Source organism: Xanthomonas sacchari (assembly GCF_040529065.1).
GTDB lineage: Bacteria > Pseudomonadota > Gammaproteobacteria > Xanthomonadales > Xanthomonadaceae > Xanthomonas_A > Xanthomonas_A sacchari.
This window is the reverse complement of sequence record NZ_CP132343.1, coordinates 1,687,366-1,707,093: the sequence shown is the minus strand read 5'-3', so window position 1 is coordinate 1,707,093 and position 19,728 is coordinate 1,687,366. Positions and strand designations below refer to the sequence as shown.

Annotated in this window: 13 protein-coding genes; 6 read left to right on the top strand and 7 right to left on the bottom strand. The window is 69.2% G+C overall.

Going from position 1 to position 19,728, the window contains the following annotated elements; translation table 11 throughout:
* Positions 1–392 precede the first annotated feature (392 nt).
* On the top strand, positions 393–3,200 hold the full coding sequence (locus RAB71_RS07225) for a TonB-dependent siderophore receptor (protein ID WP_010340505.1): 2,808 nt from the start codon (positions 393–395) through the stop codon (positions 3,198–3,200).
* Between the two features lie 79 nt (positions 3,201–3,279).
* Positions 3,280–5,283, top strand: coding sequence for a S9 family peptidase (locus RAB71_RS07220; RefSeq protein WP_234006548.1), 2,004 nt, complete (start codon positions 3,280–3,282; stop codon positions 5,281–5,283).
* A gap of 128 nt (positions 5,284–5,411) precedes the next feature.
* On the opposite strand, the gene RAB71_RS07215 is transcribed toward RAB71_RS07220, so the two are convergent.
* On the bottom strand, positions 5,412–7,004 hold the full coding sequence (locus RAB71_RS07215; RefSeq protein WP_010340503.1) for an NAD(P)/FAD-dependent oxidoreductase: 1,593 nt from the start codon (positions 7,002–7,004) through the stop codon (positions 5,412–5,414).
* A 202-nt stretch (positions 7,005–7,206) separates the two neighbouring features.
* Between RAB71_RS07215 and RAB71_RS07210 the strand changes: the two genes are divergently transcribed.
* Both RAB71_RS07210 and RAB71_RS07205 read left to right on the top strand, forming a co-directional pair.
* Positions 7,207–9,306 (top strand): M13 family metallopeptidase, encoded by a 2,100-nt coding sequence (locus RAB71_RS07210; protein ID WP_208625094.1) that lies wholly within the window; start codon positions 7,207–7,209, stop codon positions 9,304–9,306.
* A gap of 237 nt (positions 9,307–9,543) precedes the next feature.
* Positions 9,544–11,556 (top strand): M13 family metallopeptidase, encoded by a 2,013-nt coding sequence (locus tag RAB71_RS07205; RefSeq protein ID WP_010341282.1) that lies wholly within the window; start codon positions 9,544–9,546, stop codon positions 11,554–11,556.
* 135 nt (positions 11,557–11,691) lie between these two features.
* Here RAB71_RS07205 and RAB71_RS07200 read toward each other — a convergent pair whose 3' ends face one another.
* From RAB71_RS07200 to RAB71_RS07175, 6 genes are all read right to left on the bottom strand, one after another.
* The gene (locus tag RAB71_RS07200; RefSeq protein WP_010341283.1) at positions 11,692–12,348 is read right to left on the bottom strand and encodes a rhomboid family intramembrane serine protease; all 657 of its coding nucleotides are present in this window, start codon (positions 12,346–12,348) and stop codon (positions 11,692–11,694) included.
* 788 nt (positions 12,349–13,136) lie between these two features.
* On the bottom strand, positions 13,137–13,523 hold the full coding sequence (locus tag RAB71_RS07195; protein WP_010341284.1) for an MGMT family protein: 387 nt from the start codon (positions 13,521–13,523) through the stop codon (positions 13,137–13,139).
* The gene (locus RAB71_RS07190; RefSeq protein ID WP_010341285.1) at positions 13,520–14,455 is read right to left on the bottom strand and encodes a DMT family transporter; all 936 of its coding nucleotides are present in this window, start codon (positions 14,453–14,455) and stop codon (positions 13,520–13,522) included. The genes RAB71_RS07195 and RAB71_RS07190 overlap by 4 nt, the downstream gene beginning before the upstream one ends.
* 88 nt (positions 14,456–14,543) lie before the next feature.
* Complete coding sequence (gene gorA / locus RAB71_RS07185; RefSeq protein WP_010341286.1) at positions 14,544–15,905, bottom strand: glutathione-disulfide reductase; 1,362 nt, start codon at positions 15,903–15,905, stop codon at positions 14,544–14,546.
* A gap of 157 nt (positions 15,906–16,062) precedes the next feature.
* Complete coding sequence (locus RAB71_RS07180) at positions 16,063–17,286, bottom strand: DUF418 domain-containing protein (RefSeq protein WP_010341287.1); 1,224 nt, start codon at positions 17,284–17,286, stop codon at positions 16,063–16,065.
* Positions 17,287–17,446: 160 nt separating this feature from the next.
* Positions 17,447–17,926 (bottom strand): peptidylprolyl isomerase, encoded by a 480-nt coding sequence (locus tag RAB71_RS07175; RefSeq protein WP_010341288.1) that lies wholly within the window; start codon positions 17,924–17,926, stop codon positions 17,447–17,449.
* A gap of 109 nt (positions 17,927–18,035) precedes the next feature.
* Between RAB71_RS07175 and RAB71_RS07170 the strand changes: the two genes are divergently transcribed.
* Positions 18,036–18,578, top strand: coding sequence for a C40 family peptidase (locus tag RAB71_RS07170; protein ID WP_010341289.1), 543 nt, complete (start codon positions 18,036–18,038; stop codon positions 18,576–18,578).
* Positions 18,579–18,685: 107 nt separating this feature from the next.
* Positions 18,686–19,519 (top strand): C40 family peptidase, encoded by an 834-nt coding sequence (locus tag RAB71_RS07165; protein WP_010341290.1) that lies wholly within the window; start codon positions 18,686–18,688, stop codon positions 19,517–19,519.
* Positions 19,520–19,728 lie beyond the last annotated feature (209 nt).

The window sequence follows — 19,728 nt, the reverse complement described above, 5'->3', positions numbered from 1 at the left end:
TCCGATTATGACTGCAGCGCAGCATTCGCGTGCATGCGCAGCGGTCGCCGCCGACCGCCTGTGCGCAGCCGAAGCGCTGGCGAACAGGATGCGAGCCGGCGCGAGCAAGCCGAAACAGCACCGTGACAATGAGTTACGGGGAAGCGTCGCAGCGGAAGGCCACGCGGACGCGTCTTTTACAGCAAGTCGGCTGCGCCCACATGTCATGTAACGAGAATTTTTCGTTACTTTTCCGATTTGTTCATGCTACGGTCAAGAAACGTGAAACGGACCTCACGCTCTCTACACGTACCTGTCCAGGAAGGGACCTGGGTACTGCACATGCATCTAGGGGAAATTTGTCAATGTCAGTCAAAGCACCGACTCCCAAGCGGAGTCTTCTGGTCGTTGCTGTGTCCGCCATTCTGGCCCTGCCCGCCGCATCGGCGCTGGCGCAAAGCCAGCCCGCGAGCGAGGAATCGGAGACCGAACAACTGACCGAGGCCACCGGCGCCAAGGCGCGCACCCTCGAGAAGGTGACGGTGACCGGTTCGCGCATCCAGCGCACCGAGGTCGAGGGCCCCTCGCCCGTCACCATCATCTCCGCCACGCAGATCGAGCGCGAAGGCTTCAACACGGTGTTCGACGCGCTGAGCACGCTCACCCAGGCCTCCGGCTCCACCCAGAACGAGCTGTTCCAGGGCGGCTTCACCCCCAACGCCAGCGTGATCAACCTGCGCGGTCTCGGCCCCGGCCGCACCTTGCTGCTGATCAACGGCCGCCGTGCCGCGGATTACCCGCTGCCCTATAACGGCCAGAGCAACTTCGCCAACTTCGGCAACATCCCGGCCGCGGCGGTCGACCGCATCGAGATCCTCGCCGGCGGCGCCTCGGCCATCTACGGCTCCGATGCGGTCGCCGGCGTGGTCAACGTCATCCTCAAGACCAACTACGAGGGCGACCTGGTCAAGCTGCGCGGCAGCACCCTGACCCGCGGCGGCGGCGACACCGGCGACTTCCAGTGGATCGGCGGCAAGACCGGCGACCGCTGGAGCCTGACCTATGCCTTCGAGTACACCGCCGGCGAGCCGCTGTTCGCCTACCAGCGCGACTTCATGGATTCGTCGCTGGACAACCCGTTCCCGCCGGCCTTCGTCGGCATCCAGCCGACCGGCACCATGCGCGTGCGCCGCCGTACCGGCTCGACCACCAACTCCTACTTCGCACCGCCGGCCGGCGCCTGCGAGCAGTTGGGCGACGAGTGGGTGCGCTGGAACTACCGCACCGCCAGCGCCAGCGGTGCCATCACCAACCTCGGCCAGGCCTGCGGCACCTTCAAGGACCCGGCCTACCAGACCATCCGCAACCAGAACAACGACCTGTCCGGCTATGCCTACGGCACCTTCGATTTCGAAGGCGGCATGCAGGGCTGGGCCAGCCTGCAGGCCTGGTCCTCCGAGTCCAAGTACACCGCGGGCACCCAGTTCTGGTCCGGCCGCACCAATGGCGCGCTGTGGTTCGATCCCGGCTTCAACGCGCTGGTCGACGCGCAGCGCGTGTTCGCGCCGCAGGAAGCCGGCGGCGTCGAGCACCTGATGGCGCGCAACAAGGAGAAGTCCTACGACTTCGCCGCCGGCCTGCGCGGCAAGCTGGGCGAGCGCTTCGACTGGGACCTGACGCTGTCGCGCGCCGAGTACAAGGTGAAGGTCGATCGTCCGCGCCTGATGGCCTCGGCGGTCAACGACTACTTCCTCGGCCAGCAGCTGGGCACCCGGGTGGTGGGCGGCGTCACCTATCCGGTGTATCGCCTGAACCAGCAGCGCTACTACAGCGCACTGACCCCGGACCAGTTCGCGGCGCTGAGCACCACGGTCAAGACCGACGCCAACTCGCACGTCAACCAGGGCAGCTTCGTGCTCTCCGGCGACCTGTTCGAACTGCCGGCCGGCGCGCTGGGCTTTGCCGGCATCGTCGAAGCCTCACAGCAGGAGTACAAGCTCAACGCCGACCCGCGCATCCTGCCCGACTACACCGGCACCGATCGTCCGTATAACCTCACCGGCACCGGCGGCGGCGGCAAGCGCGACCGCTACGCGCTGGGCGTGGAGCTGTCGATTCCGATCCTCAGTTCGCTGAAGGCGCACCTGGCCGGACGCCTGGACAAGTACGACGACGTCACCGCGGTGGACGACGCCAAGACCTGGAACGCTGGCCTGGAGTGGCGCCCGCTGGACAGCCTGCTGCTGCGCGGATCCTACTCCACCAGCTTCCGCGCACCGGACCTGCACTACGTGTTCGCCGATCGCAGCGGCTCGTTCACCAGCATCTTCGACACCCGTCGCTGCCTGGAAAGCGGCCGCGCCGCGGCGCAGTGCCCGACCTCCGACACCACGGTGAACTACACCGCGTACGGCGTGCGCCAGGGCACCACCGACCTGTCCGAGGAAACCGGCACGTCGTGGACCGCTGGCTTCGTGTGGGACGTGCTCGACGGCCTGTCGGTCACCGCCGACTACTACGACATCCGCCTGAAGAACGTGGTGGCCGACATCACCTCCACCTACATCCTCGACGGCGAAGCCGGCTGCGTGACCGGGCTGACCCGCAACCGCAACCCGTTCACCCTGGGTGCGCCGGGCTCGGCGTTCTGCAACGACATGCTGTCGCGGGTGACCCGCCTCAGCGCGCCGGGCACGCCGAACGACGGCCAGATCACCGAGATCCGCCGCGGTCCGATCAACCGCGCCTTCCTCGGCACCAAGGGCATCGACGCGTCGCTGGACTACCGCCTGGACACCGACCGGCTGGGCGACTTCCGCTTCCAGGTGGGCTACTCGCATACCCTCGAGCAGAAGTCGGCCGAGTTCAAGGGCGACCCGGTCCTTGACTACCGCGACGACCTGAGCAACTTCGACTTCCGCAGCCGCATCCGCACCACCGCGACCTGGCAGCGGAACGACTGGCAGGCGGCGGTGTTCATGCTCCGCTACGGCAGCCTGCCGAACTGGCAGGAGACCGGCCGCATCGCGCCGTACTTCATCTGGAACGCCAACGTGGGCAAGAAGCTGACCGACAAGCTGACGGTCAACTTCTACGTCAACAACGTGTTCGACAAGACGCATCCGAAGGACAGCGGCTACAACACGTATCCGTACTTCTGGCGTGCCTACAGCCCGTACGGCCGCGAAGTGGCGGCGGAGTTCCAGTACCGCTTCCGCTGAGCCGCGGCACGCGCACTGGAGGTCAGCGAGAGCCCGGCATCGGGCTCTCGCTGTGTGCAATCACGCAAAAAGGATGCTCGTGAAACGACTCGTTGCTTTCTGCGCGCTGGGGCTGTGCCTGCACGGCAGTGCCGCCGCGGCCGCGCCCCCGCCCATTGCGGATTTCGTCAAGCGCCCCACCTACAGTGCGGTCAAGATCTCGCCGGACGGTGAGTACCTGGCGCTGACCGTGGACCGCGGCGAACAGGACGTGCTGACCGTGCTCGGCACGCGCGACCTCAAACCGATCAAGGTCAATGTACTGCCCGACGGCAAGAGCGTCGGCGCGTTCTACTGGACCGGCCGCAAGCGGCTGCTGTTCACCGCAGTCAAGAAGGTCGGCGCGTTCGAGCGGCCGATGGGCACCGGCGAATGGTTCGCGGTCGACGCCGACGGCGGCCAGCCGCGCACCCTGATCGAATATGGCACGCAAGGCGTCACCCAGCGCGGCAAGAGCGTGGGCCGCGAATCCTTCGCCCTGCTCGACACCCTGCGCGACGACGAACAGAACGTGGTCATGCAGGTGCGCTACCCGCGCTCCTCGGAGGGTGCCGGCACCGAGGTGGTGCTGATCGACACCCTCAGCGGGCGGCGCAAGTCGCTGGGCCGTGCGCCCAAGGCGAACTGCTCCATCGCCCTGGACGCCGCCAAGCAGCCCGCCTTCGCCACGTGCCAGAGCGACAAGGATGAGGACACCGGCTACGACAGCCACAGCGAGGTGTACGCGCTGAAGGACGGCAAGTGGGAACTGATCAACGCCAGCAAGGCCGACGGCGCGCGTCTGGACATCGCCTGGTCCACCGCCGACGGCCGCGTCTATGCCACCCGCGACGACGGCAAGGCACCCGGTGCGTTCGGCTATCTGGATCCGCAGAACGGGCGTTTCGTTTCGCTGTTCCAGGACGCCACCAGCGAGGTCGCGCGCACTATCACCGCCACCGACGGCTCGGACACCGCATTGGCCGTCGTCACCGAGGCCGGCGCACCGCAGGTCAGGCTGATCGACGAGGCGCATCCGGACGCGACGCTGTACGCCAGCCTGGCCGCGGCTTTTCCGGGACAGTACGTCGACTTCGCCAGCGCCACCCGCACCGGCGCCACCATCGTGGTCAGCGTGCGCAGCGATCAGAACCCGGGCGAGCTGTACCTGTACGAACGCGCCACCGGCAAGGCGCGTTTCCTGATGAAGAGCCGGCCGTGGATCGATGCGGCGAAGATGGCCACGGTCATGCCGATCCAGTTCACCGCCCGCGACGGCCTGCGCATCCACGGCTACCTCACCGTGCCGGCCGGGGCCCAGGCGAAGCAGCTGCCGCTGATCGTCAACGTGCACGGCGGGCCGATGGGGCCGCGCGACAGCTGGGGCTTCCATTCCGAGGCGCAACTGTTCGCCAGCCGGGGCTATGCCACATTGCAACTCAACTACCGCGGCTCCGGCGGCTTCGGCAAGGCGTTCATGGACCGCGCCTACGGGCAGTGGGACGGCGGCATCATCAACGACATCGTCGACGGTACGCAGTACGCGATCCAGCAGGGCCTGGTCGACAGATCGCGCATCTGCATCTACGGCGGCAGCTTCGGCGGCTACGCGGCGATGATGGCGCCGGTGCGCGCGCCCGGCCTGTTCCAATGCGCGTTCGGCTATGTCGGCATGTACGACGCCAAGATCCAGCTGCGGCTCAGCGACACCAGCAAGAGCGAGAGCGGCAGGCGCTATCTGCTGCGCGCCTTCGGCAGCAGCGCCGCCGAGCAGGAACGGATGTCGCCGATCAACCACGTGCAGGCGCTCACGTTGCCGATCTATCTGGCCGCCGGCGCCCGCGATGATCGCTGCCCGCCGGAGCACACCGAAGCGCTGGCCAAGGCGCTGCAGGCTGCCGGCAACCCACCCGAAGGCATGATCGTGCAGTCCGGCGAAGGCCACGGCTTCTACAAGGAAGACAACAACCTCAACCTCTACACCAGGATGCTGGCGTTCTTCGACGCGCATCTGGGCGGTCGTGCGGCACAGGCCGGCGCATCCACGCAGGCCGGCGCGCCCTGACCCTCCAAGCAGACAACGCCACGGCGCGCCGCCGTGGCACGCGCGGCGCACTGCACGCGCCGCGCCTTTCCCTCGCCCTGGTCGCCATGCCAGGGTTCTTTTTTCTTGCCGCTACCGTCCGCCGCCGCTCACCCGCGCAACAGCGCCATCGCCGCATTGTGGCCGGGCGCGCCGGTCACGCCGCCGCCGGGATGGGTGCCGGAGCCGCACAGGAACAGACCGGGAATCGCACCGCGGTACGCCGCCTGGCCGAGCATCGGCCGTGCGCTGAACAACTGGTTGAGGCTCAGCGCGCCATGGAAGATGTCGCCGCCGATCAACCCGAGGGTGCGCTCCAGGTCCAGCGGGCTGAGCACCTGCCGGCCCAGCACCGAAGCGGCGAAGCCCGGCGCGTAGCGCTCGACGGTGGCGATCATCAGGTCGGCGACCTCCTCGCGGTGCGCGTCCCAGCTGCGCCCGTCCGGCAACTGCGGCGCCACGTGCTGGCAGAACAGGCTGGCCACGTGCTGGCCAGGCGGCGCCAGGCCGTCGTCCAGGGTGCTGGGAATCAGCAGTTCGACGATCGGTTCGCGCGACCAGCCATGTCGGCGCGCGTCCTGGTAGGCGCGGTCCATGTAGTCCAGGCTCGGCGCCAGCACGATGCCGGCGGTGAGATGGTCGCCCGGCCCCGGCAGCGCGCTGAAGCTGGGCAAGCGAGACAGCGCCACGTTCATGCGGAACGTGCCCGACCCGCAGCGCCAGTGCGCCATGCGCTCACGCGTGGCGGCCGGCACATGCGCCGGATCGAGCAGGCGTTCGTACAGCAGCTTGGGGTTGACGTTGGCGACCACGTGCCGTGCCCGCAGCCGCTCGCCCTGCTCGGTGACCACGCCGACCGCGCGCCCGTCCTCGACCAGGATCTCGCGCACGCCGGCATCGGTGCGGATCTGCGCGCCGGCGGCGGTCGCGGCGCGCGCCATCGCCTGGGTGATCGCGCCCATGCCGCCCAGGGCATGGCCCCAGGCGCCCTTGACCCCGTTGCTCTCGCCGAACACGTGGTGCAGCAGCACGTAGGCCGAGCCCGGCGTGTACGGGCTGGCGTAGTTGCCGACGATGCCGTCGAAGCCGAACAGCGCCTGCGCCGCATCGCTCTCGAACCAGCGCTGCAGATACTCGGCGGCGGAGATGGTGAACAGGTCCAGCAGGTCCTGGCGCAGTTCCGCGTCCAGCGCGTGCAGGCGGCGGCCGAGACGGCCGGCGCGCAGCAGTTCGGGCAGCGCCTGCAGCCAGCCGCCGTCGGTGACGTTCGGCGGCGGCTGCAGCGCCAGCGCGCGCAGCACGTCGGCGATGCCCTCCAGCCGCGCTTCGTAGGCCGGCAGGCGCGCGGCATCGCGCGTGGAGAACTTTGCCAGTTCGGCCTGGGTGTGGCCGGCACCGGTCAGCAGATAACGTCCGTCCGGCAGCGGCAGGAAGTTGTTGCGCCGGCGCGGCACGATGCGCAGGCCGTGGCCGGCCAGATCCAGGTCGGCGATCACCTTGGGCTGCAGCAGCGACACCGTGTAGGACGCCACCGAGTTGCGGAACCCAGGGTGGAACTCCTCGGTCACCGCGGCGCCGCCGACCACGCCGCGCCGCTCCAGCACCGTCACCTTCCAGCCGGCCCGCGCCAGGTAGGCGGCGCAGACCAGGCCGTTGTGGCCGGCGCCCACGATCAGGGCATCGCATGGCGATTCACGGGTCATGGCTGCATGGTAAGCCAGCGCCGGCGGGCCTGCCGACCGGCAGGCGACGTGGCCGTCCCACGGCCCAACGCGCGCGGCCGCCCATGACCTTCGACACCCCTGAAACCTCCCGCGGCGGCGTAGAGTCTCGCCACGGCCCGGACGGGCCACCTTTTTATCCACGTCGGCCTGGAGCCTGCCTGTGACCCTTCGCAATCCCAAGATGCTGCTGTTGACCCTGGCCGTGAGCGCCGCGCTGACCGGCTGCAACAAGCCCGAGAGCGCCGCGCCCGCCGCCGACGCCGCCAAGCCCGCGCCGGCCGCCGCCCCGGCCGCGGCGCCCGCCGAGCTCAAGCTCGACACCAGCAAGCTGCCGGCCTACAACGCCTTCAGCATCAACGATCTGGACGCCGGCAAGAACGCCTGCGACGACTTCAACGGCTACGTCAACGGCAAGTGGCTGGCCGCCAACGAGATTCCCAAGGACCGCAGCAGCTGGGGCGCGTTCTCGATCCTGGACGAGCGCTCGGTGGCCGTGCAGCATCAGTTGGCCGAACAGGCCGCTGCCGCCGCCAACCCGCAGGGCGTGGAGAAGATCGTCGGCGACTTCTGGTCCTCGGGCATGGACGAAGCCAAGATCAACGCCCAGGGCATCGAGCCGCTGAAGGCCGACCTGGCCGCGATCGACGGCCTCAAGGACGGCCCGGCGATCGCCGAGTACCTGCGCCAGAGCGCGGCCAAGGGCGAGAACGGCCTGTTCGGCTTCGGTGCGGAAGCCGACTTCAAGAATTCGACGATGAACATGGCCTACGCCATGCAGGGCGGCCTCGGCCTGCCCGACCGCAGCTACTACGTCGACGCCGACAAGCAGGACAAGCTCAAGGCCTACCAGGCGCACGTGGCCAAGGTGCTGGAGCTGGCCGGCGTGCCGGCCGCCGACGCGGCCAAGCAGGCGCAGGACGTGGTGGCGCTGGAAACCCGCCTGGCCAAGGTGTCCAAGTCCAGCGAGCAGCTCTCGCGCGACGCCGAGCTGGCCTACAACCCGGTCACCCCGGCCGAGGCCGACAAGCTGACCCCGAACTTCCCCTGGACCAAATTCTTCGAATCGCAGGGCGTGGCCGTGCCGGAGAAGTTCTCGCTGGCGATCCCGGCCTTCCACCAGGAAGTGAGCAAGGCGCTGGGCGACACCGACCCGTCGGTGTGGCGCGCCTATCTGCGCTTCCACACCGTGGACAGCGCCTCGCCGTATCTGAGCGATGCCTTCGCGCAGGAAAACTTCGCCTTCTACGGCAAGGAACTCAACGGCCAGGCCGAGATGAAGCCGCGCTGGAAGCGCGTGCTCGGCAGCATCGAGAACGGCGCCGGCGAGGCGATGGGCCAGATGTACGTCAAGGTCGCGTTCTCGGCCGACGACAAGGCCAAGATGCAGCAGCTGGTGGAGAACCTGAGCCAGGCGCTGAAGGCGCGCCTGGAGAAGCTGACCTGGATGAGCGAGGAAACCAAGGCCAAGGCCCTGGAGAAGTGGAAGACCTTCACCCCGAAGATCGGCTACCCGGACAAGTGGCGCGACTACAGCAGCCTGACCACCAAGCGCGACAGCTACCTGGACAACGTGCGCGCCGCCACCGCGTTCAACTACAAGTACAACCTGAGCAAGATCGGCAAGCCGGTGGACAAGACCGAGTGGGGCATGACCCCGCAGACGGTCAACGCCTACTACAACCCGCTGCAGAACGAGATCGTGTTCCCGGCGGCGATCCTACAGCCGCCGTTCTTCGACCCCAAGGCCGACGACGCGTTCAACTACGGCGGCATCGGCGCGGTGATCGGCCACGAAATGACCCACGGCTACGACGACCAGGGCGCGCGCTTCGGGCCGACCGGCAACTTCGAGAACTGGTGGACCCCGGCCGACGCGAAGAAGTTCTCCGCGCTCACCGGCAAGCTGGTCCAGCAGTTCGACGGCTACGAGGTCGACGGCAAGCACGTCAACGGCAAGCTGACCCTGGGCGAGAACATCGCCGACCTGGGCGGCATCACCACCGCCTATGACGCCATGAAGAAGGCCACCGAGGGCAAGGACGACCCGAAGGTCGGCGGCATGAGCCGCGACCAGAACTTCTTCATCAACTGGGCCACCGTGTGGCGCACCAAGTACACCCCGCAGAACGCGATGGTGCGCCTGACCACCGACCCGCACGCCCCGGCGCAGTTCCGCGCGATCGGCGCGCCGTCGAACCTGGAGGCCTTCGCCACCGCGTTCCAGTGCAAGCCGGGCGCGCCGATGGTGCGCAGCGGCGACAAGCGCGTGGTGATCTGGTAAGCGGCAGCGTCACCGCCGTCCCGCGAAAAGGCCCGGCATGTCCGGGCCTTTTCTTTGCGTGGCGGCCGGCCTGAGACAGTGGCGGCGCTGCCGATTGCCCCGTGCGGCCAGCGCCGCCCGTGCTTGCCAGCGTCGCTCGCTGAATCCGGTGGGGACGCCGTCGCACGTCATCGCCACAGTTGCACACCGCGGCTTGTTAAACTCCGCCGACTTTAATCCTGACCGGATGCGTTCCCGATGCCCAATGCCCGTCCGCTTGCCCTCGCCGTCGCCCTCGGCCTGATCGCCCTCGCCTCCGCCGCCGATGCCGCGCCCAAGAAGAAGCGCGCCGCCGCGCCCAAGGCCCCGCCGATCAGCGCCGCCTGCAGCGACTTCTACGACGATGCCAACGCCGACTGGCTGAAGCAGAACCCGGTGCCGCAGACCGGTGCGGTCACCGCGCTGGGCCAGCTCGCCGAGCGCGCGCAGCAACAGCAGCGCGACCTGCTCGATGCGTCCATGCAGTCGCCGCAGAACGCGGTGCAGAAGGCGCTGGGCGACTTCTGGGCCAGCGGCCTGGACGAGGCCGCCGTCGAGAAGGACGGCTCCAACCCGATCGCGCCACTGCTCGGCCGCATCGATGCGATCAAGAAGGCCAAGGACGTGCCGGCCTCGATCGCCGCGCTGCACCAGATCGGTATCCCGGTCGCGTTCAACTTCGGCGCCGACGTCGACCTGAAGGCGCTGGACCGCCACATCGGCTACTTCATGCAGGGCGGCATGGGCCTGCCCGACCCGGCCTTCTACACCCGCACCGACGCCGACACCATGGCGCTGATGGGCCGCTACCGCACCTACGTCAAGCAGATCCTGACCCTGACCGGCACTCCGGCCGACCGCCTCGAGGCCGATACGCAATCGGTGCTGCAGATCGAGACCGCGCTGGCGCGCAGCGCCAAGTCGCTGGCCGGCATCAACAACCCGTTCAACAACTACGCGCCGATCTCCACCAAGGAGTTGAACAAGCAGTACCGCAACCTGCAACTCGACGCCTTCCTCAAGGCCCAGGGCGTCAACGACGACCTGGTGTCGATGGCCGACCCGGACATGTTCAAGCAGCTCGACGGCATGATCGTCAGCATCAAGCCCGAGCAGTGGAAGGCCTACCTGCGCTGGCGCGTGGGCGATGCGATGGCGCCGTACCTGTCCAAGAGCTTCCGCGACGCCAGCTTCGAGTTCCGCGGCCGCGTGCTGCAGGGCCAGGTCGCACCGCCGCCGCGCTGGGCGCAGGTGCTGGACGCGATCAACGTCGCCGCCGGCCCCATGCTCGGCCGCGAGTACGTGGCCCGCTACCTGTCGGCCGACACCCGCCGCCAGGCCGAGACCATCGCCGACCAGGTGCGCGACGCGCAGATCGCCGCGGTCAAGCGCAGCACCTGGCTGAGCGAGCCGGCGCGCACCGAGGCGCAGGCCAAACTGGCCGCGATGAAGATCGAAGTCGGCGCGCCGCGCCGCGACCTCGACTACACCCTGCAGCCGATGGGCCGCGGCAGCTTCGGCGGCAACATGCTGATCGCCTCCACCTGGCGTCACCGCGAGGAGATGAAGCGCATCGGCAAGGGCAATGCCGACCGCCGCTGGGACGTACTGCCGCAGCAGCCGGCGCTGACCTACGACATCGCCCAGAACCGCCTGATCGTCACCGCCGCGGTGCTGCAGCCGCCGGTGTACGCGGCCGGCGGCGACGCCGCGGCGCTGTACGGCGCCTACGGCGCGATGGTCGCGCACGAGCTGATCGGCGCCATCGACAGCAAGGGCAGCCAGGTCGACGCACAGGGCCAGTTGCGCAACTGGTGGACCCCGGAAGACAAGAGCGCCTGGAACGCGCTGGCGGCCCGCACCGCCGCGCAGTACGGCACCTACGACTTCCCCGGCGTGAAGGGCGCCAAGGTCAACGGCGCGCTGACCCAGGACGAGGACCTGACCGACATCGGCAGCGTCGAACTGGCCTGGCAGGCCTACAGCGCCGCGCAGCCGACGGCCAACGAGACCAGCAAGCAGGCGTTCTACAAGGCCTGGGCCGGCCTGTGGGCGCAGCAGCTATCGCCGAACGAAGCCGTGCAGCGGGTCACCGCCGACGTGCACGCGCCGGGCCGCTGGCGCACCAACGGCGCGCTGGCCAACCTGCCCGCCTTCGCCGCGACCTTCACCTGCAAGCCGGGCCAGCCGATGGTGCGCAGCGAGGCCGAGCAGATCCACCTGTGGCCGTGAGCCGGTGCCGGCGCTAGGCGCCGGCCAGGCACACAGCAAGACGGCGCGGGCAACCGCGCCGTCTTGCGTTCAGGGGTCTGAAAACGTGTCGCCGCCAGCGCTGCGCTTGCGGCGCGCAGCGGCAGGCGTTTTCGCTCAGCGCACGATGCGCGGACGCGGCGGCTTGCGCTTGCCGAACGGCGGCTGGCCGCGCCAGTAGCGGATCATCAGCCAACCGAACAGCATGCCGCCCAGATGCGCGAAATGCGCCACGCCCGGCTGCCAGCCGGTGAAGCCCATCAGCAGTTCCAGCGCGCCGAACACGATCACGAAGGTGCGCGCCTTCATCGGGATCGGCGGGAACAGCAGCACCACCCGCTGGTTCGGAAACAGCATGCCGAAGGCCAGCAGCAGGCCGAAGATGCCGCCCGAGGCGCCCAGGGTCGGATACGGCGCGTTGCCGTTGCTGAGCATCCACCAGCCGACCAGCAACTGGCACAGGCCGGCGCCGACCACGCAGACCAGGTAGTAGGTCAGGAAGCGCTTGTTGCCCCAGGTCTGCTCCAGCGGTCCGCCGAACATGTACAGCGCCAGCATGTTGAACAACAGATGCGAGAAGCTGCCGTGCAGGAAGCCGTAGGTCAGCAACTGCCAAAGCTGGAAGTTCTCCCCGGGCGAGAACGCGTCGAAGGCACCGATGGGCCACAACATGAAGGGCGAGAAGGTGTCCATGCCGAACAGCATCTGCAGCAGGAACACCACGACGTTGCCGATCAGCAGCGCTTGGGTGACGGGCGGAAGTCTGGGAAACATGGTCGGGTCCGTGGCAACTGCCCCCATCATAGCCGCTCGCTGGAGGCTGAACTCCAACCAGCGTGGCTGGCATTCCACGACCAATGCTCCTCTTCCAAGAAATTGCGAGCGCGGTGCGCCGAAGAGACGGATGAGGGCGCGGGAGAAGCCTCGCGCAATCAACATGCAGCATGCGCTTCGCGCCCGTACCCTCACCCCAACCCCTGCTCCACGCCCCGGCCCGCGCTTGCGGCGCGGGCGCTCCAGGGCACGCGCGCCAGTGGCGCGCACGCCGTGCCCTGTCGCCCCGCAGGGAGAGGGGCTTGGCGTTCCCTTCTCCCTCCGGGAGAAGGTGCCCCGAAGGGGCGGATGAGGGTTCGGGCGCAGCCTCGTGGAGTCGAAACACCACATGCGCTTCGCGCCCCTACCCTCACCCCAACCCCTCTCCCGAAGGGAGAGGGGCTTAGCATTCCCCTCTCCCCTTGGGAGAAGGTGCCCCTAAGGGGCGGATGAGGGTTCGGGCGCAGCCTCGTGGAGTCGAAACACCGCATGCGCTTCGCGCCCTACCCTCACCCCAACCCCTCTCCCAGAGGGAGAGGGGCTTGGCATTTCCTTCTCCCTCCGGGAGAAGGTGCCCCGAAGGGGCGGATGAGGGTACGAGCGCAGCCTCGTGCAGTTCAAACACCACATGCGCTTCGCGCTCCTACCCTCCCCCAACCCCTCTCCCGGGGGGAGAGGGGCTACGCCATTCACAGCCGGCCTCTTCTCCTCTTTGAGACAGGGGCCGCCACAGTTCTCTTAAGGTGTCGCTACCTAGGCCCCCACACCTCGGCATCGAGATCCCGCGCCGGCTTAGGCGCACGTTTCACCCGCCCGCCCTGCACCACCACGCCTTCGGCGCGCAGGCGCTGGCATTGTTCGCGATGGCCACGCGAGCCTTCGGGGAACGCGATGCGGCCGTCGCTGCGCAGCACCCGGTGCCAGGGCAGCGCAGCGTCGGTGTTGCCGCCGAGCAGGCGCGCCACCAGGCGCGCGCGTCCCGGCAACCCGGCCAGCATCGCCACCTCGCCATAGCCGCGCACCTGGCCCGGCGGGATCGCCCGGATCGTCGCCAGGATCCGCGCGTGCGCCTCGGCGGCCGCCGTCGTCTCGGCCGGCGCCGCTGCCGTCGCTGCAAGCGGCCGCCGCGGGCTCATGCCGGCCCCGCCCGCGCCGGCCGCGACACCAGCAGCACGCCGCCCAGCACCAGCACGGTGCCGGCGATCTGCCACGGCCCCATCGCCTCGCCCAGCAGCAGCACGCTGAGCACGATGGTCGAGACCGGGCCGAGCATGCCGATCTGCGACGCCAGCGCCGAGCCGATGCGCTGCACCGCCAGCATCGTCGCCAGCACCGGCACCGCCGTACACAGCGTGCCGTTGAGCAGCGACAGCGCGTACACCGGCGCCGGCAAGGCCAGCGCGTGCAGCGGCCGCAGCAGCAGGAACTGGGCGATACACAGCGCGCAGGCGACCAGGCTGGCGTAGGCGGTCAGCCGCACCGCGCCGACCCGCGCCACCAGTTGGCCGCTGCCGACCAGGTAGGCCGCATAGGCCAGCGCGCTGCCAAGCACCAGCAGGCTGCCCCAGGCAGTGCGCGCGCCGCCGATGCGCAGGTCGTGGCCGAACGCCAGCAGCACGCCCAGATAGCTCAACGCCAGCGCCCACAACTGGCGCCGCTGCGGACGCCGCCGCCACAGCAGCACGCCGATCAGCAGCACCAGGGTCGGGGTGAGATAGAGGATCAGCCGCTCCAGGGTCGCGGTGATGTAGGCCAGGCCGAGGAAATCCAGGAAACTGGCCAGGTAGTAGCCGAGCACACCCAGCGCGACGATCCGCCAGCGGTCGCCGGGCTGCAGCGGCGGCGCGCGGCGCGCCGCCCACAGCGCCATCGCCGCGAAGCACGGCAGCGCCACCAGCATGCGCAAGGCCAGCAGAGTCACCGCATCGACGCCATAGCGATAGCCCAGCTTGACGATGATGGCCTTGCCGGAAAACGCGATCGCGCCGCCCGCGGCGAGCAGCACGCCACCGAGGCTGGCCTGGGTGGCGGAGGAAGCGACGGGGGCGGACGTGCCGGGCGCGCTCATCGCGCAGCGCCGCGGCAGGGAGAAGAGGACACGTGCATGCCGCCATTCTACGGCGCGACGGCCAACCCGCCGTCGGATCGCCGCGGCTTCAGCGCATCAGCACCACTTCCTCGGCCGAGGTCGGATGGATCGCCACGGTGTCTTCCAGTTGCTGCTTGGTCACACCCAGCTTCAACGCCACCGCGAAGCCCTGCAGGATTTCGTCGGCACCATCGCCGAGCAGATGGACGCCGACCACGCGTTCGTCGGCGCCGACGCACACCAGCTTGAACAGGCTGCGCTGCGGCGAATCGGCCAGCGCCTGCAGCATCGGCCGGAAGTTGCTGCGGTACACGGTCACCGCGTCGGCGCCGTAGCGAGCGCGCGCCTGCTCCTCGCCCAGTCCCACCTGGCCCAGCGGCGGGTGCGAGAACACCACGCTGGGCACGTTCTCGTAGTCCAGCCGCGCCTGCGGCCGGTCGCCGAACACGCGATCCATCAGCTTGCGCCCGGCGGCGATCGCCACCGGGGTCAGGCCGACCTTGCCGGCCACGTCGCCGATCGCGTACAGCCCCGGCACGTCGGTGTTCTGGTAGTCGTCCACGACGATCTCGTGCTTGTCGCCTAGGCGCACGCCCAGCGCTTCCAGGCCCAGATCGCGTGTGTTGGGCCGGCGCCCGATCGCGAAGAACACCTTGTCGACGGTCTCGCCAGACTGCCCCTGCGCGTCGACCACGCACAGGCCCTCGCCACTGCGGCGCAGGGCGCTGGCGCGATAGCCGAAATGCAGGCGCACGCCCTGGTGGCGCAGATTGTCGGCGAGCTGCCGGGCCAGTTCCGCATCGAACCGCTCCAGCAGGCGCTCGCCCTGCACGTACAGCTCCACCCGGCTGCCCAGCGCCTGCAACAGCCCAGCCAGTTCCACCGCGATGTAGCCGCCGCCGACGATCGCCACCCGCGGCGGCGCCTCGCACAGGTTGAAGAAGTCGTCCGAGACCAGGCCCAGTTCGGCGCCTTCGATGTCCGGCCGCAGTGGATGCGCACCGGTGGCGATCACCACGTGCTTGGCGCTGACCCGCACGCCGTCGTCGCATTCGACGGTGTGCGCATTGACCAGTCGGCCGCGCCGCGGAATCAGCACCACGCCATCGGCATCCAGGCGCCGCCGGTAGCTGGCGTGGATGTTGCCGATGTAGCCCTGGCGATGCGCCACCAGTTCGGCCCAGGACAGCGTGGCCTCGGGAATGGCGAAACCGACCGCGCGCGCCAGGTCGATGCGCTCGACCAGTTCCGCCGCCAGCCACATCGCCTTCTTCGGCACGCAGCCGACATTGACGCAGGTGCCGCCGAGCGCGCTCGGCTCCAGGATCGCCACCCGCGCGCCCTGGCTGGCGGCGCGGAACGCGGTGGCCAGGCCACCCGAACCACCACCCAGCACCAGCAGGTCGTAATCGCGGATCGGCCCGCTCACGGCGCACGCTCGGCGCGCGGTGCAGTGGCGTCGCTGGCGAACCCGTCTCCACTTCTCACATCGTCCATCGGCTGTCCTGTCGCATGTCTCGGTCGCCGCGGAGCATGCCATGGGCGGCCGCGCGGCAGATGTGAGGACGCCGCCACAGCGCCTGCGCTCAGGCCGCGTCGCGGCGGCGCATCGGCTGCCAGCGCAGGTAGCTGGCCGACCGCCACAACCACTCCACCGGGCCAAAGCGGAACCGCTGCAGCCACCAGTGCGACAACGCCACCTGCAGCGCGAACAGCACGACCACGAACGGGATCTGCCAGGCGCGCGGCAGTTGTTCGAAATAGCCGAACCCGTAGCCGTAGAACAACGTGGTGCACACCAGCGACTGCAGCAGATAGTTGCTCAGCGCCATGCGTCCGGCCGGCGCCAGCCACTGCAACGCCGGTGCGGCGCGCACCAGCCAGGCCGCGTAGCCCAGTGCCATCAGGCCGCTGGCGACGCTGGCCAGGGCGTAGGCAAACGTCAGCCGCAGATCCAGCCGTGCCGGGTCCATCCACGGCTCCAGCCGGAAGCTCAGCAGCATCAGCGCCAGCCCCAGCGGCAGCACGCCCCAGCGCAGTACCGCGAGCAGCCGCGGGAAGCGCTGCGGTTGCGCGGTCAGTCCGCTGCGCACGCACCAGGCGCCGAGCAGGAACATGCCAAAGATGGTCGGCGCATTGAACAGCAGCCCGCTCAACGATTCGACCAGGTCGCGCGCGCGCTGCGCGGTGGCCTGGGCGTAGCTGCCGTGGCCGAACACCTCGCGCTGCTGCGCCAGCGCCGCCGCGCCGTGCTGCGCCTGCTCGGCCATGTCCCGGTGCCACTGCACCGCACCGTGCAGATCGGCCTGCGCCGCCCAGGCGGCGGCGCCGATCAACAGCCACAGCGCCGGCGCGAACAGGTACACCACCAGCGCCATGCCGGGCAGCCAGCGCGTGGGCGCCTCGCGGAACGCCAGCAGCATGAACGCCAGCAGCGCGTAGCTGACCAGGATGTCGCCGGACCACAGCAGCACGGCATGCAGCAGGCCGATCAGCAGCAGCCCCGCGCTGCGGCGCAGGAAGAAGCCACCGAACGGCCGCCGCGCGATCTCGGCGCGCTGCGCCATCACTGCGAAGCCCATGCCGAACAGCAGCGAGAACAAGGTGTAGAACTTGCCCTGCACCAGGATGTAGACCAGCGCATCGGCGATGCGGTCGGCGCCGCGCAGCGTCGGATCCAGGCCGGTCATCGCCGCGTCCAGCGGACCGACGAAGCCCTCGATGTTCATCAGCAGGATGCCCAGCAGGGCGAAGCCGCGCAGCACGTCCAGCGTGGCGATGCGCTCGGCGGGCGCGACGGGCTGCAACACGGGGGCGGAGGAAGCCAAGGCGGGCACCGGACGGAAGGCCGGCGAATGTCCCCTCGCCGCGATCAAGAAGGCCGCCGGCGTCCGCGGCGGCGCGACGGCGCCGCTGTACGCGACGCCGAGGCTGGCGGCACCGGTGCGACCGGTACCGCCGCCAACGCACTCAGTGGTGGTGACCGCCGTCGCCGTGCACGTGGCCGTGCTCGATCTCTTCGGCGCTGGCTTCGCGCACGTCGACGATCTCCACGTCGAAGTGCAGGTCCTTGCCGGCCATCGGATGGTTGAGGTCGACGTCGACCACGCTCATGCCGACCTTCTGCACGGTGACCGCGCGCGGGCCGAAATTGGTCTGCAGCACCACCTGGCTCCCCGGCTGCAGCTTGGCCGTGCCGAAATGCTTCTTCGGCACGCGCTGGCTCAGGCCCTCGCGGTACTCGCCGTAGGCGTCCTTGGCCGCCACGTCGACGCCGAAGCTGTCGCCGGCGGCCTTGTCCATCATCGCGTTCTCCAGGCCCGGGATGATGTTGCCGTGGCCGACCAGGATCACCAGCGGATCGCGGTCCTTGGAGCTTTCGATCGGCTCTTGACCGACTTCCGAAACGGTGTAGTGGAAACGGACGACGCGGTCTTTTTCGATCTTCATGTGCACTCTGCGCTGTGGCTGCCGGGGGCAGACGGGATGGGCGGCTTGTCGGCCGCCGGGAGCGCCGCCATGATGGCGGCCTTCTGAGGTCGCGCATTATCCCGGCTCCATGCACAACACGCCAGTTTCGCCGCGCGGCCGCCGCGCGTTCCCGTGGTGGCTTCCGCTGCTGTGCGCCGCGGCGCTGGCGGCCTGCGGACGCCACGAGGTCCGCCACACCCGGCCGGCACCGGTGACCGTGCGCGAGTGGCCGCAGGTGGCACCCGCCGACCCGGGCGCGGCCAACGCGGTGCTGATGCGCGCGCTGGGCCTGGTCGGCACCCCCTACCGCTACGGCGGCAACACCCCCGAATCCGGCTTCGACTGCAGCGGCCTGGTCGCCTACGTCTATCGCGACATGCTCGACCTGCGGCTGCCACGCACCTCGCGCGAACTGGCCGCTGTACAGGGGCCGCGGATCGATCCGCAGCGCCTGAGCACCGGCGACCTGGTGTTCTTCGGCAGCGCCGGGAATGTGACGCACGTCGGAATCTATGTCGGCGAAGGCCGCTTCGTGCATGCCCCCAGCACCGGCGGAACCGTCCGCCTGGATTCACTGGATGGGGCCTACTGGCGGGACCATTACACGGGCGCAAAGCGGGTTTTGCACTGAATTGTGATTTCACCCACATTCATAATTACGAAATTTTAACCTTATTTGAACTTCCTATTTCTGTCTACAAGGCATGATCCCCCATCGTTTTATTTTGTGATCCAAGCGTGACGACCGAAGCCCAGACCTCTCCAGGCAAGCCCGCCGTTCCCCGCCGGACCGCTTTCCGCCTCTTCTGCACCGCCTCGCTCTGTTTCTCGGCCCTCCCGGCCCTGGCCCAGACCGCTCCCGCCGACACCGTCGTCCCGGAAGCGATCGCGACCGTCGCTCCCGCTCCGGCCCAGGTTGGCGCCACCGCGACCACCGCACCGGCGACCGCGCAGACCTCCACTCCCGTCGCCTCGGCCAAGCCGGCCGTTGCCCAGGCCCCCGCGCCGACGCGCAGCAAGGCCGACGCCGCCGCCAGCGCCACGCTGGCCGCCCTGCTGCCGCACCTGGCCGCCAACGACACCATTCCGCTGATGGACCGCTCGGCGATGTTCGCCGGCGACATCAGCCGCCTGCTGGCCAATTACGACGTATCCCAGCCGGTCCCGCGCGAAGGCGTGGTCCCGGGCGGCGACAAGGTCCAGTCCGTGCTCAAGCGCGCCATGGCGCTGCTGGGCACCCCGTACCGCTGGGGCGGCGAGGACACTGAAGGCTTCGACTGCAGTGGCCTGGTCGGCTACGTGTTCCGCACCGCGCTGGGCATCGAACTGCCGCGCGTGTCGCGCGAAATGGCCCGCGAGGCCAACGCCCAGCTGATCAAGGACCGCGACGCGCTGGCCCCGGGCGACCTGGTGTTCTTCGGCCGCAAGGGCCGCGTCGACCACGTCGGCCTGTACGTCGGCGAGGGCCGCTTCCTGCACGCCCCCAGCCGCGGCAAGGACGTGCGCGTGGACACGCTGACCTCCGGCTACTGGGGCGAGAAGTTCGTGCAGGCGCGCCGCGTGGCGATGTAAGCCACCCCCGTCTGTGCGCAATGCGAAGAAAGGCCGCTGGCGACAGCGGCCTTTTTTATTGCGCCCGGGTGTCGCCGGATTGCCGCTGCGATGCCGCGCTGTCCACCTGCTGCGTCATCGCCGCCACCCGCCCTGCCCGACGGCACGCTACGCTGGCCCGCCTCGATCGCGTCACCGGAATGTCGATGACACCACCTGCCTCGCCCGCC

What these genes read in the sequence shown, in the direction of transcription:
- RAB71_RS07205 (WP_010341282.1), top strand. Translation starts at nt 9,544, where the DNA reads ATGCCCAATGCCCGTCCGCTTGCCCTCGCCGTCGCCCTCGGCCTGATC.
- RAB71_RS07200 (WP_010341283.1), bottom strand. Translation starts at nt 12,348, where the DNA reads ATGTTTCCCAGACTTCCGCCCGTCACCCAAGCGCTGCTGATCGGCAAC.
- RAB71_RS07195 (WP_010341284.1), bottom strand. Translation starts at nt 13,523, where the DNA reads ATGAGCCCGCGGCGGCCGCTTGCAGCGACGGCAGCGGCGCCGGCCGAG.
- RAB71_RS07190 (WP_010341285.1), bottom strand. Translation starts at nt 14,455, where the DNA reads ATGAGCGCGCCCGGCACGTCCGCCCCCGTCGCTTCCTCCGCCACCCAG.
- RAB71_RS07215 (WP_010340503.1), bottom strand. Translation starts at nt 7,004, where the DNA reads ATGACCCGTGAATCGCCATGCGATGCCCTGATCGTGGGCGCCGGCCAC.
- RAB71_RS07170 (WP_010341289.1), top strand. Translation starts at nt 18,036, where the DNA reads ATGCACAACACGCCAGTTTCGCCGCGCGGCCGCCGCGCGTTCCCGTGG.
- RAB71_RS07210 (WP_208625094.1), top strand. Translation starts at nt 7,207, where the DNA reads ATGCTGCTGTTGACCCTGGCCGTGAGCGCCGCGCTGACCGGCTGCAAC.
- RAB71_RS07175 (WP_010341288.1), bottom strand. Translation starts at nt 17,926, where the DNA reads ATGAAGATCGAAAAAGACCGCGTCGTCCGTTTCCACTACACCGTTTCG.